Source organism: Halomarinibacterium sedimenti (genome assembly GCF_019312585.1).
GTDB lineage: Bacteria > Bacteroidota > Bacteroidia > Flavobacteriales > Flavobacteriaceae > Halomarinibacterium > Halomarinibacterium sedimenti.
In genome coordinates, this window is sequence record NZ_JAHWDP010000005.1 from 1 (window position 1) to 16,341 (window position 16,341).

At 35.8% G+C, this 16,341-nt stretch carries 12 protein-coding genes; 6 read left to right on the forward strand and 6 right to left on the reverse strand.

Features of this window, described 5'->3' with window-relative positions; all coding sequences use genetic code 11:
* A partial coding sequence (locus KXJ69_RS11120) for an FIDD domain-containing protein (protein WP_219053192.1) occupies window positions 1-2,186 on the reverse strand: 2,186 nt, incomplete at its 3' end.
* Window positions 2,187-2,333: 147 nt separating this feature from the next.
* Here KXJ69_RS11120 and folE point away from each other — a divergent pair.
* Genes folE through KXJ69_RS11145 form a run of 5 tightly spaced genes read left to right on the forward strand, consistent with a single transcriptional unit; the run spans window position 2,334 to window position 6,131 of the window.
* Window positions 2,334-3,011, forward strand: coding sequence for a GTP cyclohydrolase I FolE (folE, locus tag KXJ69_RS11125; RefSeq protein WP_219053193.1), 678 nt, complete (start codon window positions 2,334-2,336; stop codon window positions 3,009-3,011).
* Window positions 3,012-3,032: 21 nt separating this feature from the next.
* Window positions 3,033-4,517, forward strand: coding sequence for a cysteine--tRNA ligase (gene cysS / locus KXJ69_RS11130; RefSeq protein ID WP_219053194.1), 1,485 nt, complete (start codon window positions 3,033-3,035; stop codon window positions 4,515-4,517).
* Window positions 4,518-4,524: 7 nt separating this feature from the next.
* Window positions 4,525-4,761, forward strand: coding sequence for a membrane protein insertion efficiency factor YidD (gene yidD / locus KXJ69_RS11135; protein ID WP_219053195.1), 237 nt, complete (start codon window positions 4,525-4,527; stop codon window positions 4,759-4,761).
* A 52-nt stretch (window positions 4,762-4,813) separates the two neighbouring features.
* Window positions 4,814-5,641: a prolipoprotein diacylglyceryl transferase gene (gene lgt, locus KXJ69_RS11140; protein WP_219053196.1), complete on the forward strand. Its 828-nt coding sequence runs from the start codon at window positions 4,814-4,816 to the stop codon at window positions 5,639-5,641.
* A gap of 1 nt (window position 5,642) precedes the next feature.
* Window positions 5,643-6,131 carry a DUF192 domain-containing protein gene (locus tag KXJ69_RS11145; RefSeq protein ID WP_219053197.1) on the forward strand — a complete coding sequence of 163 codons (489 nt, stop codon included), beginning with the start codon at window positions 5,643-5,645 and terminating at the stop codon, window positions 6,129-6,131.
* A 65-nt stretch (window positions 6,132-6,196) separates the two neighbouring features.
* Here the strand turns inward: KXJ69_RS11145 and secDF are convergent, their stop codons facing one another.
* The 5 genes from secDF to KXJ69_RS11170 form a co-directional block, all read right to left on the reverse strand.
* Window positions 6,197-9,199 (reverse strand): protein translocase subunit SecDF, encoded by a 3,003-nt coding sequence (gene secDF / locus KXJ69_RS11150; RefSeq protein WP_219053198.1) that lies wholly within the window; start codon window positions 9,197-9,199, stop codon window positions 6,197-6,199.
* A 192-nt stretch (window positions 9,200-9,391) separates the two neighbouring features.
* On the reverse strand, window positions 9,392-10,009 hold the full coding sequence (locus KXJ69_RS11155; RefSeq protein ID WP_219053199.1) for a hypothetical protein: 618 nt from the start codon (window positions 10,007-10,009) through the stop codon (window positions 9,392-9,394).
* A gap of 66 nt (window positions 10,010-10,075) precedes the next feature.
* Window positions 10,076-10,933 carry a hypothetical protein gene (locus KXJ69_RS11160; RefSeq protein WP_219053200.1) on the reverse strand — a complete coding sequence of 286 codons (858 nt, stop codon included), beginning with the start codon at window positions 10,931-10,933 and terminating at the stop codon, window positions 10,076-10,078.
* A 22-nt stretch (window positions 10,934-10,955) separates the two neighbouring features.
* Complete coding sequence (locus KXJ69_RS11165; RefSeq protein WP_255571328.1) at window positions 10,956-12,995, reverse strand: TonB-dependent receptor plug domain-containing protein; 2,040 nt, start codon at window positions 12,993-12,995, stop codon at window positions 10,956-10,958.
* 85 nt (window positions 12,996-13,080) lie between these two features.
* Window positions 13,081-13,455 carry a hypothetical protein gene (locus KXJ69_RS11170; RefSeq protein WP_219053201.1) on the reverse strand — a complete coding sequence of 125 codons (375 nt, stop codon included), beginning with the start codon at window positions 13,453-13,455 and terminating at the stop codon, window positions 13,081-13,083.
* Window positions 13,456-13,731: 276 nt separating this feature from the next.
* On the opposite strand from KXJ69_RS11170, the gene KXJ69_RS11175 reads away from it, so the two are divergent.
* Window positions 13,732-16,284 carry an adenosylcobalamin-dependent ribonucleoside-diphosphate reductase gene (locus tag KXJ69_RS11175; RefSeq protein ID WP_219053202.1) on the forward strand — a complete coding sequence of 851 codons (2,553 nt, stop codon included), beginning with the start codon at window positions 13,732-13,734 and terminating at the stop codon, window positions 16,282-16,284.
* Window positions 16,285-16,341: the final 57 nt, after the last annotated feature.

Genomic DNA, 16,341 nt, shown 5'->3' on the forward strand with positions numbered 1-16,341 from the left:
ATCGTCCCATGATAGGTCACTACCAAATCAGGATCACCACCCGTTAAATCATCATCCGCCATACTCAAATCAAACTCCATAAACCCATCATTGTCGTCGTCGCATAAAATTAAAGGAGCGGGGTTGGGGTTTGGCAAAGGCACTTCATGTACTATAATATCAACGGTAGTTGTATTGTAGCACGTATAAGCAGGACTATAACGTATATTTTCTAAACGTATATAAATAGTTTGACCTGGAACAGGAACAAAGTAAGGAGTTGGCAAGGGATTTATATCCGCATCCGCATCAGCTTGACTTGTGTGGTAAGTAATATCATAAAATGTCGCTGTTTCACCATTTAAAACAAAGTTGTCAAATTCAAAAGATAGATCTATAGGTTCATCTCCTGTTTGGTCTTGATCACAAACTTCAAAAGTAGGAACGCTCCCAGGCATAGCCATTGGGAAACGCAATTCGAATTGAGTAAGATCATAACAAATTCCTAACTGCCCTTCAATTCTAGCATAAATAGTTTGGGGTGCAGGAGGAATCATGACATAATTTGCAGGGTTGGCAATAGGATTTGCTCCAGTATCACTATCTAAAAAAGTTTCATGATACGTGATGCTAAATATTGTAGGGTCCTGTGCTCCCATAATATTTGGATCGTTCAACGTCAAGTCGAAAATTCCTGGATTGGTGCCATCATTACATTGGTAAAGATGTTCAGGTTCATTGGCAACAGGTTGAGGGTTAAAATTTACATTAACGTCATCTACAATGTGACAAATTCCTTCCACGCCATCTACACTATAATTGGCGCTAGTAGTAACCGATAATGTTGGTCCATTTTGACCTGGAATTAAAATTCCATTTCGATACCACGTCCAAGTAAAATCGGGGTTTGCAATTCCTGTATCAAGTACAACAACCATCCCCACACAACTTTCTATATCAGGACCAAATAAATCTACGGCTTCGGAAAGGTCTATTTGCACTGAAAATTCATTATTGCTTTCATTTGTCTCGGCTACTATACCAGTTCCATTACCAATATCATCAACTACTGCTGTTAGGGTAAATACAGCAGGTGTTCCTACAGGTATACTAATAATAAGGGAGCCACTTTCAGAACCATCAATAGGAATATCATTTACCGTTTGTGTTTGTCCCGCCAACACCCCGTTGGCATAAAAGGCGATAGGTGTATTTGCAGGAAGAATATCGGTACTATTAACATTATATACCGTATAGTCAACATTCATGTTATTCAGATTTTCACACAACACGCCTGTACCGTCAATCCCAATGGTTGCATCGGGCAATTCAGAATTAACACTAGTAATGACATTATTAATCATTACAAAATCTTGTTGAGATGTAATATCTATATTAATTGTTGTAGATCCAGGGGACACAATTCCAACCAACGAATAATAATCCAAATCCATATTGTAAAGTGTATTCGAATTTGTATAGGTATTCGTTCCATTAAATGCGTTATTACCAGGGTTTAAAGGAGGATTGTCAATTAATATCCCCTCAATTATTAAAGATTCACCATTGGCAATTGAAGCATCTCCCTCCCAAGCTAAAAATCCAATTTTTGAAAAAATATCCGAACTTACATCAATATCGGTTAGTTGAATATTAAGGGTTGTATTATTTGCTGAAATATATTCAAGACCATCGAACAAGCTAATTTGATTTTGTAGCAATGCAGGGTCTTCATAAATTATATACATGGCCCATCCTGCGAAATCAGTTCCATTACCACAAGCTCCTGTAGCTGCTAAATTGATGTCTAAATCGCTAAAAGTGTAAGTACCATTCCCATTAGCTGCCACAATACTCGTTACATCTGCGTAAGCAGCAAAATAATTAATACCCGTCCCTGCTGTTAAATGAAAATCCCTCGAAGCGGTTACGGCTGAACCATTCAGCGTAACATTATAATCACCCCCTAGAGCATTTTCCCAAGGCCCAGACCAGTATAAATGTGCAGATAAAAATGTTTGAGTAGGACCTAAATTTAAATCTTCAGAACTACTTGGCTGTAGTAAACACGGGTTAGGTGAAGCGTTTAAAGTATTCCCAACTGCCGTAAAGTCGTAGTGACCATTAAATTGTTGAAATAACTGTACATTTTGTGAAAATAAAGAAAATGGTAATATAAAAACCAGCGCAAGTAATGCTTTTTTCATAGTAAGTTGGTTATAAGTCTCTAAAAGTATTAAAAAATATGAAAAACAAGAACATATTTACCTAAAATGACCGTGGTTTTTTTCTTAGGTATGGTCTTATGCGTATCTTTGCATTTCATACTTTTTAAGTAGCCAATAAAATAATCTATGGATTTAGAAAAGCAATTAAAAGAAATAGAAGCTTTAGGAAATGATCATGTTGGAAGTTCGTCAGACACTCCATTACGAGCCGATGCATTTGAAATGAGTGATATAGAAAAAATCGCAGCCATAAAAAAGGATGTGGAGCATATTTTAGAAACATTAGGAATGGATCTAAAGGATGACAGTTTGAGAGGGACACCAACCCGCGTTGCAAAGATGTTTGTTCAGGAAATTTTTGGAGGATTACATCCAGACAAAAAACCAAAGGCTTCAACATTTTTAAATAAATACAAGTATGGTGAAATGCTTGTTGAAAAAAACATCACACTATACTCTACTTGCGAACACCATTTACTACCTATTGTAGGAAAAGCCCATATAGCGTACATCTCTAACGGTACCGTGGTAGGACTTTCAAAAATGAATCGCGTGGTAGATTATTATGCCAAACGCCCACAAGTTCAAGAACGTTTAACTATGCAAATTGTGAAAGAATTGCAAGATATTCTAGGCACCCAAGATGTTGCCTGTGTCATAGACGCGAAGCATTTATGTGTAAATTCTAGAGGAATTCGAGATATTGATAGTAGCACTGTTACAAGTGAATTTGGCGGTAAATTTAAAGACCCCCAAGTACGTCGTGAATTTCTTGATTATATTAAGTTTGAAACCGAATTTTAACCTTCATCTTAACCCTTTCTAATGCATCTATACAAACATCAAGAACTTACTGTTTATAATTCTCTGTCTAAACAAAAAGAAAAATTTGAACCCATTATCGAAGGCGCTGTTGGCATGTATGTTTGTGGACCTACAGTTTATAGCAATGTTCATTTAGGGAATTGTCGTACGTTTTTGTCATTCGATTTGGTGTTTCGATATCTTAAGCATTTAGGATATAAAGTTCGCTATGTACGCAATATTACCGATGTTGGTCATCTTGAAAATGATGGAGAAAGCGGCGAAGATCCTATATTGAAAAAAGCACGAATTGACCAAATAGAACCTATGGAAGTGGTACAACTTTATTCGGTAGATTTTCATCAAGTTATGAATGCCTTTAATGCATTACCTCCCAGTATCGAGCCAACCGCTACAGGACATATTATTGAGCAAATTCAACTCATTGAAAAAATCATCAATGAAGGCTATGGGTACGAAATAAACGGCTCGGTATATTTTGACGTTGTAAAATTTAATAAAGATCATGAATACGGTAAATTAAGCGGAAGAAATCTTGAAGATATGATTTCTAATACGCGCGAATTAGCCGCACAAAGTGAAAAGAAAAATCCGCAGGATTTTGCCCTTTGGAAAAAGGCAGAACCGCAACACATCATGCGTTGGCCTTCTCCTTGGAGTGACGGTTTTCCTGGCTGGCATCTTGAATGTACGGCCATGAGCACCAAATATCTTGGAAACAATTTTGATATTCATGGAGGCGGTATGGATTTAAAATTTCCACATCACGAGTGTGAAATTGCCCAAGCCGAAGCTTGTAATCATGAGAGTCCTGTAAATTATTGGTTACATACCAATATGCTTACCCTTAACGGTAAAAAAATGGCAAAATCTACGGGTAATAACATTTTACCAAACGAACTATTTAGTGGAGAAAATAACATCCTAAGCAAGCCTTTTGCCCCTACAGTAGCAAAGTTTTTTATGTTCCAAGCGCATTATCGAAGTATTTTAGACTTTTCGAATGATGCCTTGGAAGCTTCCGAAAAAGGCTTTTTTAGATTGATGGATGCCTACCGTAGTATTTCGGAAATTACACCTTCAAACAAAAGTGATTTCGATATTCCAAACTGGCGTCAATCCTGCTATGATGCTATGAACGATGACTTTAATAGTCCCATTCTTATTGCTCAATTATTTGAAGCAACAAAATTTATAAATTCTTTGAAAGAAGGAAAAGCCGAAATTACCGCTTCAGATCTAGAACTACTTCAAAAAACAATGCATGATTTTCTTTTTGAAGTGATGGGATTGGTAGATATTTCTGAAACTAGCTCGAATGATGGCAATAAACTTTCAGAAGCGGTAGAACTGTTAATTGAACTGAGAAATCAAGCCAGAGCAAACAAAGATTTTGCTACCAGCGACCAGATTAGAGACCAATTGCAAGAAGTGGGAATTCAGCTAAAAGACGGAAAAGAAGGAACCACTTTTTCATTAAATTAAAAATCACGTGAAAAAAGTATTGATATACCCTTTTTTGTTTTTGATTAAGGTGTATCAAAAAGTTATTTCGCCTATTTTCCCATCGACTTGTCGGTATTCACCAACATGCTCTCATTACGCAAAAGAAGCGCTAGAAGTTCACGGGTTTTTTAAAGGAAGTTGGTTGGCGATAAAAAGGATAAGCAGTTGTCACCCGTGGGGCGGTAGCGGTTACGACCCTGTCCCAAAAAAAGAAAAGGAATAAGTATCAATTAATTTTTAGGGTTTTCTATCTTTACCCTTCATTCTAGAATACTATGCACTACTTAAGTTTTACTTGGAATCCTTCAGAAGGGTTAGACCTTGGATTTTACACGCTTCATTATTACAGCCTTATGTTTGTAATATCCTTTGTTTTGGGTTGGTTTATTATGAAAGTCATTTACAAACGTGAAGGAATTCCTTTAGAAAAATTAGATAGTTTATTTATCTATATGGTACTTGCTATACTAATTGGTGCACGACTGGGTCATGTTATTTTTTATCAATCAGAACTATTTTTAGAAGACCCACTTTCGGTTTTTCTACCATTTGAAACCGTTCCAGAATTTAAGTTTACTGGCTTTAGAGGCTTAGCAAGCCACGGAGCCGCCATTGGTGTTATTATTGCCATGTTAATGTACAATAAAAAAGTACTTAAAAAGCCTATTCTATGGATTTTTGATCGCATAATCATCCCTGTAGCAGCCGGTGCTATTTTTGTTCGATTTGGGAACTTTTTAAATTCTGAAATTATTGGTCATCCCACTGGTACCGATTATGGTGTTGTGTTTGAAAAACTGGGAGAAGACTTCCCTCGTCACCCGGCACAATTGTATGAAGCATTTGGATATATTATTGTATTCATTATTCTTTGGTATGTGTATTGGAAAACTGAAAAAAGAAAGCAATTAGGCTATATATTTGGATTGTTTTTAATTTTACTTTGGACGGTCCGATTCATTGCAGAATTCTTTAAAACAAGTCAAGGTGGTTTTGAAGATTCTCTTGGAAATATACTTTCCACTGGGCAATGGTTAAGTATTCCTTTTATTATTGCTGGAGTATATTTAATGATGACCTCATCAAAAAAAATGACCGCTTAATATGAAAAGAAGAATTATAAGTATACTCGTTTTAGCTTCATTATTACAAGCCTATAGTTGTAAGGATACTTCAGAAAATAAAGTACTCACTAAAGAAATTACGTTTAAAAAGGAAGGTGAATTAATTCTGAAAAAGGCAGAAAATGATTCCGTTTTAGCGACTCTTGAAATTGAAATTTCTGAAACCGAATACGAAACTCAAACAGGTTTAATGTACCGTAAAAGCATGGAACAAAACAGAGGAATGCTTTTCATTTTTGAAAGAGAAGCGCGAAAATCTTTTTACATGAAAAATACTGAGTTTCCATTGGATATCATTTACGTAAATTCAGATTTGAAAGTGGTTAGCATTCAAAAAAACACCAAACCTTTTGACGAATCCTCAATTCCTTCACAAGTACCCGCAAAATATGCTCTTGAAGTGAATGCTGGACTAAGTGACCAATGGGGATTGGAGGTTGGAGACATTATCTCATTTAATAGAGATTAAACACAATATCTATTCATAAAAAAACCCGCTAAAAAGCGGGTTTTTATTTTTATAATTAAGCTGGTTTACTTTTCAGTTTCAGCCTCCTCCTTTTTATCACTTAAATCAATTCCTCTTTTTCTTACTGTATCATAGAAAATGGGTGTTGCAATAAACAATGATGAATAGGTACCAACAATAATACCCACCATAATGGCAAATAACAATCCTCTAATAGATTCAGCACCAAAAATAAACATACACAATAACACCAATAGTGTAGTTAATGAGGTATTTAAAGTACGGCTTAAAGTACTATTTAATGCCCCATTAATTAATTTAGGCATTTTCCATGTTGTGTGTTCGTTAAAAAATTCTCTAATACGGTCAAATACAACCACGGTATCGTTAAGTGAGTAACCAATTACCGTCAATATCGCAGCGATAAAGGATTGGTCAATTTCCATACTAAAAGGCATAAACTTATAGGTAAGCGAGAATACCCCCAATACAATAAGCACATCGTGGAACACCGCCGCAACAGCACCTAAACTAAACTGCCATCTTCTAAAACGCAATAGGATATAAAGGAATACGACAACTAGAGATCCCAATACAGCCCAGAAAGATGACTTTTTAATATCATCTGCAATGGTTGGGCTTACTTTATAATATTCCATTCGACCAGCTGTTTTTGCATCATCGTCTGCTATAAATGCTTCATAAGTCATTCCTGCAGGAAGGTTTGGTTGTAATGCCTCGTGAAGCATTTTTTCAACTTCAACATCTACATCACTTCCTGTTTGGTCAACTTTATACTTCGTAGAAATCTTTAATTGGTTATTTCCTCCGTAGGTTTTTGCTTCAGCACTACCAAAGGCAGCGATTAAATCGTTTTGAATTTCAAGAGCATTTACGTCTTTATCGAAACGCACTGTGTACGTTCTTCCTCCAACAAAATCAATCCCTTGATTTAAACCATTTGTAAATAATGAACCTAAACTTATTGCAATTAAAATACCCGAAATGATAAACGCCATTTTACGTTTTCCAAGGAAATTAATATTTACATTCTTGAATAAGTTTTTAGTTAACCCTGTTGAACAAGTTAAAGGCTTCCCATTTTTAGTATAACTATCAATAAACAATCTTGTAATAAAGATGGCTGTAAATAATGAAGTACATATACCGATTAATAATGTTGTAGCAAATCCTTGAATAGGTCCTGTTCCAAAAATAAGCAGGATTAAACCGGTAAGACCCGTAGTAATGTTAGCATCTAAAATAGAAGAAAGTGCATTGCTGAAACCATCATTAATAGAATCACGCTGAGACTTTCCTTTATCTAACTCTTCTCGTATCCTTTCAAAAATAAGTACGTTCGCATCTACAGACATACCAATAGTTAAAACAATACCGGCAATACCAGGAAGTGTTAATACCGCACCTAATCCTGCTAATATTCCGAAGATAAAAAGAATGTTTACTGCTAAGGCAACATCGGCAAAAGCTCCTGCTTTTCCGTAATAGAAAATCATCCACAGCAATACAATTACCAAAGCAATCATAAATGAAAGAACCCCACTGTTAATAGCTTCTTGGCCTAAAGTAGGACCAACAACTTCCGCTTGAATTATATCTGCTGAAGCTGGAAGCTTACCAGCACGAAGAACGTTTGCTAAATCCTGAGCTTCGGCAATAGTATAATCACCTGTAATTTCACTTCGTCCTCCAGAGATTTTACCGCTACTTACCCCAGGTGCAGAATACACAATATTATCAAGGACTACTGCAATTTGAGTACCATTTTGGTATGCATACTCTGTCATATCCTCCCAAATCTTCGCTCCTGTTCCATTCATTTGCATGGTCACAGAAACTCGACCGGCTTGGTTATAGGATTGTTGTGCATCTACAATAACACCACCACTTAATTGTGGGGTCATTTCTTTATTTCCTTTAATAGCATATAAGCTCGTAATTTCTTCACCAAGTGCATCACTAAACTCTGGAATACTCCATAAAAATTGAGTATTTCTTAAATCATTACTGAGCATAGAACGTACTTCTGGCATACGTAAATAGCTATTGATAACGGCAGTATCTTTAATGAAAAAACTAGCTATTCCTGGGTTACTAGCTCTTACTGGGAGTACTCTAGAAAGAATAGGGTTGGTTTCTTCGGCTGTAGCAGTTTCGTCCACCTCTTCACCTCCTAGTAATTCTTCAATATCATCTCCATCTTGGGTTTTCGTAGAATCAGCAACTACAGAAGTAGTGTCTTTTTTACCTGCTAAAAGTTCCTTTAATTTGGTATCTGCTTCCACAATAAAAGAGCTAATCTCTTCTTCTTTTACTACTTCCCAGAATTCTAATTGAGCGGTACTTTGTAATAACTTCTTAACACGTTCTACATCCTTTGCCCCTGGTAACTCTACCAAAATTCTTCCAGAACTACCTAAACGTTGAAGGTTAGGTTGTGTTACTCCAAATTTATCAATACGCTTACGTAGTACTTCAAAAGCAGAAGCAATAGACTCATCAATTTTTCTTGCAATAACCGGTTTTACTTGGTCATTGGTCATATTGCTTTCAATCTGCCCTTCCAGACTTTTGTTGAAGAAAATATCTGCCGAAGCCAATCTGTTTTCACCCGGTAAAGCTTCAAATGCCTCAAAGAATGACTCCAAATAGGTACTTTGTGAATTTTTCTGAAGTTCAGTGGCATCTGCCAATGCTTGGTTAAAAGCAGGGTCTTTGGTATTATTCGCTAATCCAGCCAAGATATCTTTTACAGAAACTTGAAGAATTACGTTAATACCTCCTTTTAGGTCAAGACCTTTGTTTAGCTCTTTCTCCTTAGCTGTTTTATAATCAATTCCTAAAAATTGAGTTTGTGTCGCTACAGAATCTAAATATTGCGCTTCTGCTGCAGCACGTTCTGCTGGTTGCGAAGCATCAAATTTACTTGTAGCAAATTCTTTTGCTCTGTCTTCTACTTTATTTGCAATAAATGTGAAGGATAATTGGTATAAACTCACCAATCCGAAAAGAATCGCAAATACGGTAACTAGTCCTTTATTTTGCATGTGTATATTTTTTTTGGTCAAATTTTTAAAACGGGCAAATATATTACTTACCGTTATATCTGACAATTATTATGAATGAATAAAATTAATTTGAAAAGGCTTCTAAATTTGAATTTAAAAGGCTTATTTGAAAGAGAGTAGTACTCCTGTAATACACTCACTTTTAAACTATGGTAATTTGGAAAGATATTCCTAGGATAGCGGCCCTGCCCTTACCTCTGGAATTTTATAAGAAGTATTTTCTTTAATAATTGTACCATCAAAGTACAAATTCTTATTTAATACTTCACTGTATTTTTTTAAAGTGAAATCTTTTTCAGAAGTACCGAAATACGCAATTGGATTTTCAAATTGGTCGCGCACAAATTTAACTTCAACAAGAACTCCGCTAAACCCTATATCACGATTAGAATTATCTGGAATTTCGTTTACGTTTAAATGAATATAATTATCATTTTCTGAAGAAGGGAAACTAGATGAAGAATCCGACTTCTCCTGTCCACCCGCATAAGCTAAGTAAAGATTTTCTTGATTCTTGAAAAGTACTTCAACAAACGAAACATCTATTGCACTATAGTATGTAATCTTAATAGAACCATCTTGAATTGTAACAACCTGAATCTCATTAACTCCAATTGACTGTAATTGCTTTTTTACAGTTTCAACGGCTGCTTCTGTTTCAGAAGTGCTTACAAAATCCTCATTAAACTGAACTAGAATTTCCTGGTTAGGTGCTTGTTTTTGCTCCAAGCTTTTTCCAAAAAAAGCAAGGGCAATGACCAATATACTCAAGTACCATTTCGAGTTCATGCGTCAAATATAAAAAATAAAGACTGTATTACTACAGTCTTTACGATTAATATAAGTAATTAACGTTTAGAATTCTAGTTCAAAGTATAGGCTACTTTCTAGATTATCTTCGGTGACATCTTCCCCTTTTAAAACTTCATTAGCCGCATTTAACAGTTTTAAATTTACTTTCCAGTACCCTGTCATGGTTAAAGACAGCTTTCCTTCGTACATTCCATTTTTAGCATTATAGGTTAAATCCTCATTATTAGGTGAAGAATGATTTCCCATTCCAGGCATTCTTGGATCTACTGTCACTTTATAGTTTTCTACATTGGTAAAGGTCATCATGTCTTCCATTTTGTATAATACCGCGGTAAAGTCATTTATTGCCACTTCTGGAGTAGTAGGAGCAACATAAGCCAAAATATAACGCGTATCATCACTTCCCATAAAAGAACTTACTTTGCTTAAAACATCTGCTGGACTTTGCACTTCAATTTGTTCCGTTTTCGAAATTTGCGCTCCCTTAAAGGTATAATTAAAAGTAATATCCCAATACTCGGTGGTATTTCCAGGCATTTGAAATACAATAAATCCATTGTAAATTGAAGGAGTTTCGGTAGCCGTAAGAACCGACTTTGGAGCTGAATGCATCATGGTTTCCATATGCATCATCGGCATCCAAGATAGGTTTACATTTTCAACAAACGTGTTGGTTGATATATCTTTTATTCTAACAAAAAATGAATTGTACCCTGTCGTTATAAGCGTTTTTTCAGAATATAACTCTACCGTATGATCGGTATAAACAAATTCTTTAAGTAAGTTATAGGCTTCCATGGGGTCTGTCTCTACAATAGTATCATCATAGTCATCTTTTGAACAAGAAGCTAAGGTAAATACTGCGATAAATAGTAGGGATAAATATTTTATTGTTTTCATGTGTTTTATTTTTTATGTTAAATTAATTTATTGAATATGAAACAGTTAAATAAATGTTTCTCCCCATACGCGGAATGTTATTCCAATCGGTATAGGTTGAATAGTTTGTGTCAAAAATGTTTTCAATACCTGCTTTTACAAAAAGATCGTTTTCTTTTAAAAAGAATCGCTTCCCAAAACTTGAAGAAATTGTCGCATAAGCTGCTGTCTTAGTTTCTCCATAAGCTGGATTATAATTTGTTTGCGCTCCAGCCCCAGATAAGGACAGGGAAGCAGAATATTGATTTTTATAAAAATTAAGTGCACTTCTATACGAAAGCGGACTAATAAGTGGCAAATTTTCATTTCTATGATCAACTCCTCGATGGTAAGAAATCTGTCCAGTCCATTTAAAGGCGTTTGAGATAGCATACTTTCCTGAAAGCGTAGTATTAAAAAGCCGCGCATAGTCCAGATTTGTATAAATTTTTACCCCTTCGGTACCAATGGTCATGGTGCTAAGAGTATTATCCACCTCTCCAATGATATAATTTGAGACATGAAAATAATTTGCACTTGCAGTAATTTCAAAAATTGGCTTTTTATAGGTTACAGAAAAACTCGTTTCTACAGAACTTTCGGTATTTAAATCTGGGTATCCTATATAATCGTGGTTATCAAAACTATTAAAGAGATAAAAGCCATATCCTTCCGAAACCGATGGCGCTCGCTCTCCGTAAGAAATACTTCCATTAATATGAAAATCATTCAGCATTTTATGATAAAGGACTGAAAGGCTTTTCAAAAAACGGGTATTAGATTCGTCCATCTCTGGATAGAAAATTTTTAAACTGTTCAGCCCAAATTCATCTGCCACAGAGCTGGAATGATATGCCAAACGTGTTGATAATTTAAGAGAAGACTTTTTAAATGAAATGTAATCTTCTGCATAGAATCCAACATCCTTAGTACGCACATCGGGCCAGGTAAGCATAAACATTAACGGCTCATCACTATTGGTTGGATACATCGTCATTTCTGCGTAAGACTTATTGTAAAAACCATCCAACTTCAAGAAAAAATGATGCTTTTCTTTCATCAAATTTGCCTGCGAATAGAACCCTGCTGTTTCACTCCAACCCGGCATATCCATATGTATGGGAACATCTGGGCGGTTAGTATCGTCCATCACATGTTTAATCGTATTGTAATACACTTTTGATTCCCAATTACTAAAACTAGAAAACAAAGAATCTTGATTAAAACTCACCGAACTAATTAAGGCTTGAGCTAAGGAAACATCCATAGGTAAAGCGGGATATCCCACATCTCTGGCTTCATCATAAATAAGGGTTGCCGAAATAGATTGATCTTCTGCCAACTTAAAACCAGAATTGATGGAGAAATTGTATTTTTCATATTGCGAAAAAGCGACCTCTTCATTTCCTCCAGCATAGTAATTTTCTGCTTTACGATAGATTCCATCGGTATTCACATAAAATTTTTCGGTAGCATAATTCAAATCTCCTCCTAAAACATACATGACATTATTGCCTTCAAAAGCACTTTCCAAAGAACCATTCCATCCCTTTGCACTAAAGTTACTTTTATCCAGTTTTAAGTTAATTCCGCCACCAATGGTATTTCCAAATACGGCCCCTTGCTGTCCAGATCCAATTTGTGCTTCCGCTAGATTTGACACATCCACATAGGAAGTAATTGGATCCATCTTATCGGTACAAGCACCAAAAATTTGCATCCCATCTATGGTTATAGCCAATCGTTCGGAAGCCATATTATTCATTGTTGGCTCCCACGCATAAGCTCCTCGTTTTACCATGTTGATACTACGCGATGATTCCAAAAACTCATCTAATGTTGACAATGGTTTTTGCTGCTTTTGATAGTCCAATTGCTTTCCTGCAGAAATCAACACGACCTCGTTGAGCTGTACCAATTTCAGACTGTCTGCTTGGACTTCTTGAGAATACAATTTTGGTATAAAAATTCCATAGAATATGGCACACCAAAAGTATTCCATACGCATTCCCTTTAAAGGAAATGCCTTTATAGTTAATTTCATTATGTATTTGTTTTGATAAATAAAAAAAGTAAGGCTGTACTGAGTTCATCCCAGTACCTTTTGGTAAGAACCGTTACTTAAAATATCAAACTCTAGGTGGGTGAAGGATTTTTGAAGTGAAAAGTGAAGTATTCAAATTTGGAACATAATTGATTTTTGTTTTGGAGCTCATTTCTTGTTCCGAAGCAAATGTAAACTCCTCTATATTTTCTGAGATTATAAATTGAGGTATCTCAATTTTTGAAGTTTTGCCTTTAAATGGATTTCTATCCTCTTCACTGGCTTGTTTAGCAAATTGTTTTGCCAAATAGCATTTTCCATTACATTTCATTTCGGGCTTATCCCTATTCTCGCAAAGTTTTTCAATAATGTAATTATAGTTTATTACATACTCTACCACGGGCCATAAAGGCCTTGTAAGGATAAAGACAGAAGCCACTATAATAATTACATTCTTCACCTAGCAAATATATTAAATAAACCTTCTCGTAAATAATGATTTTTATCACATTTTACAAAGAAAAATATTATGCCAGCAAAAAGCTTCTCAAATACAATTGGTTTTCAAAATTTGTAAACTTTTAATTGTTAATAAAATTTTATATTGCTCATTTTTAGTATTTTATGTAACATTATTTGTAAACTTTTATTTTTTTATTTTAAAATATATAGCGACAATTTCATTATATTTACCTATCAAAATAATTCCAAAAAAACATTTCAAAATAACCTCCCAATGCAAGTAAATAAAGTTGCCGAAATTCAAAAAACCTACACCCAAGAAGAAGCTTTTAACGCTTCTGTCGATTACTTTAAAGGAGACGATCTCGCTGCCCGTGTTTGGATTAACAAATACGCTATAAAGGACTCCGAAGGAAATCTCTACGAAAAAACGCCTAACGATATGCACAGGCGTATCGCTCGAGAAATTGCCCGAATTGAACAACGATACCCTAACCCATTAAGTGAAGAAGCTGTTTTTGAAGTTATTAAAGACTTTAAATACATTGTCCCACAAGGAAGTCCTATGGCGGGTATTGGCAACCCTTATCAAATTGCTTCCCTCTCCAATTGTTTTGTGATTGGAAATGAAGGGGATTCCGACTCCTATGGGGGCATTTTAAAAATAGACCAAGAACAAGTGCAATTAATGAAACGTCGTGGCGGAGTGGGTCACGATTTATCACACATTCGACCCAAGGGGTCTCCGGTTAAAAATTCGGCACTTACCTCAACGGGAATTGTTCCTTTTATGGAGCGCTATTCAAACTCTACCCGTGAAGTTGCTCAAGATGGGCGTCGCGGAGCCTTAATGCTTTCAGTTTCTATCAACCATCCAGATTCTGAAGATTTTATAGATGCTAAAATGGAACAAGGAAAAGTGACAGGTGCCAATGTTTCGGTACGTATTGATGATGCCTTTATGCAAGCTGTAAAAGATGGCAAAACCTATACCCAAAAATATCCCGTAAATAGTGATAACCCAAAGTTTTCAAAAGATATAGAAGCCGGAAGGCTATGGAATAAAATTGTACATAATGCGTGGAAATCTGCAGAGCCCGGCATCTTATTTTGGGACACTATTGTTAAAGAGTCTGTTCCAGATTGCTATTCAGATCTTGGCTTTAAGACCGTTTCCACCAACCCCTGTGGCGAAATTCCGCTATGTCCTTATGATTCTTGTCGTTTACTAGCCATTAATTTGTTTTCCTATGTGGAAGAGCCCTTCTCAAAGGATGCATTTTTTAATTTCCCACTGTTCAAAAAACACATTGCGTTGGCACAACGCATCATGGATGACATTATCGATTTGGAGCTGGAAAAAGTAGATGCCATTATCGCAAAAATTGATGCCGACCCACAGAGTGACGAGGTAAAAGCCGTTGAAAAAAACCTATGGTTAAACATTAAAAGAAAAGCTCAAGAAGGCCGAAGAACAGGAATTGGTATAACTGCAGAAGGTGATATGCTTGCCGCTTTAGGAATTAAATATGGAAGCCAACAAGGAATTGATTTTTCAGTTGAAATACATAAGACAGTTGCATTAGAAGCCTATCGCGCATCGGTATATGCCGCAAAAGAAAGAGGAGCTTTCAAAATATTTGATTCAGAAAGAGAAAAGAACAATCCGTTTATTCTTAGACTTAAAACAGCCGATGAAAAATTGTATTTTGATATGCTTGAATACGGACGCAGAAATATTGCGCTTCTTACCATTGCTCCAACCGGAACTACAAGTTTGATGACGCAAACCACTTCAGGTATTGAACCTGTTTTCCTTCCCGTATACAAAAGAAGAAGAAAGGTAAATCCCAACGATAAAAATGTACGGGTAGATTTTGTGGATGAAGTTGGAGACAGCTGGGAGGAATATGTGGTGTTTCATCACCGATTTAGGCAATGGATGGAGGTAAATGGAATTTCTACCGACAAAAATTACAGCCAACAAGAATTAAACAAAATTGTAAAAAAATCGCCTTACTATAAGGCTACTTCTAACGATGTAGATTGGTTAAGCAAAGTGAGAATGCAGGGCGCTGTACAAAAATGGGTAGATCATTCTATTTCGGTAACCATAAATTTACCTAACGAAGCAACCGAAGAATTGGTTGGAAAACTCTATCTAGAAGCTTGGCAAGCAGGCTGTAAAGGTGTTACTGTATATCGTGATGGCTCACGCTCTGGTGTATTAATTTCAAACGAAGAAAAGAACGAAGAAGAAGCTGACACCTTAACTTCATTCCCTACAAAACGCCCAGAAACATTGGTTGCAGATGTGGTACGCTTTCAGAATAACAAAGACAAATGGATTGCATTTATTGGCTTAATTGATGAAAAACCTTATGAAATTTTTACGGGTTTTGCCGATGACGAAGATGGAATTTTAATTCCGCGTTGGGTAAATGAAGGTGTAATTATTAAAAATAGAAACGAGGACGGATCGTCGCGTTACGATTTTCAGTACAAAAACAAAAGAGGCTATAAAACCACCATCGAAGGTCTTTCGCATAAATTTAATCCAGAATATTGGAACTATGCAAAATTGATAAGTAGTACCCTACGTCACGGAATGCCTATTGATAAAGTTGTAGAACTTATTAATAGTTTACAACTGGATAGCGAGAGTATTAATACCTGGAAAAATGGGGTTGCCCGTGCCCTAAAACGTTATATTGCCGATGGCACTGAAGCACACAAACAAAAATGTGAGAATTGTAACAGTACAGCACTTATTTACCAAGAGGGCTGTTTAACTTGCAAGGATTGTGGCTCTTCGAAGTGTGGGTAATACAATAACGCAAAATAAAAAAGCTGGCAAATGCCAGCTTTTTTATTTATTACAAGT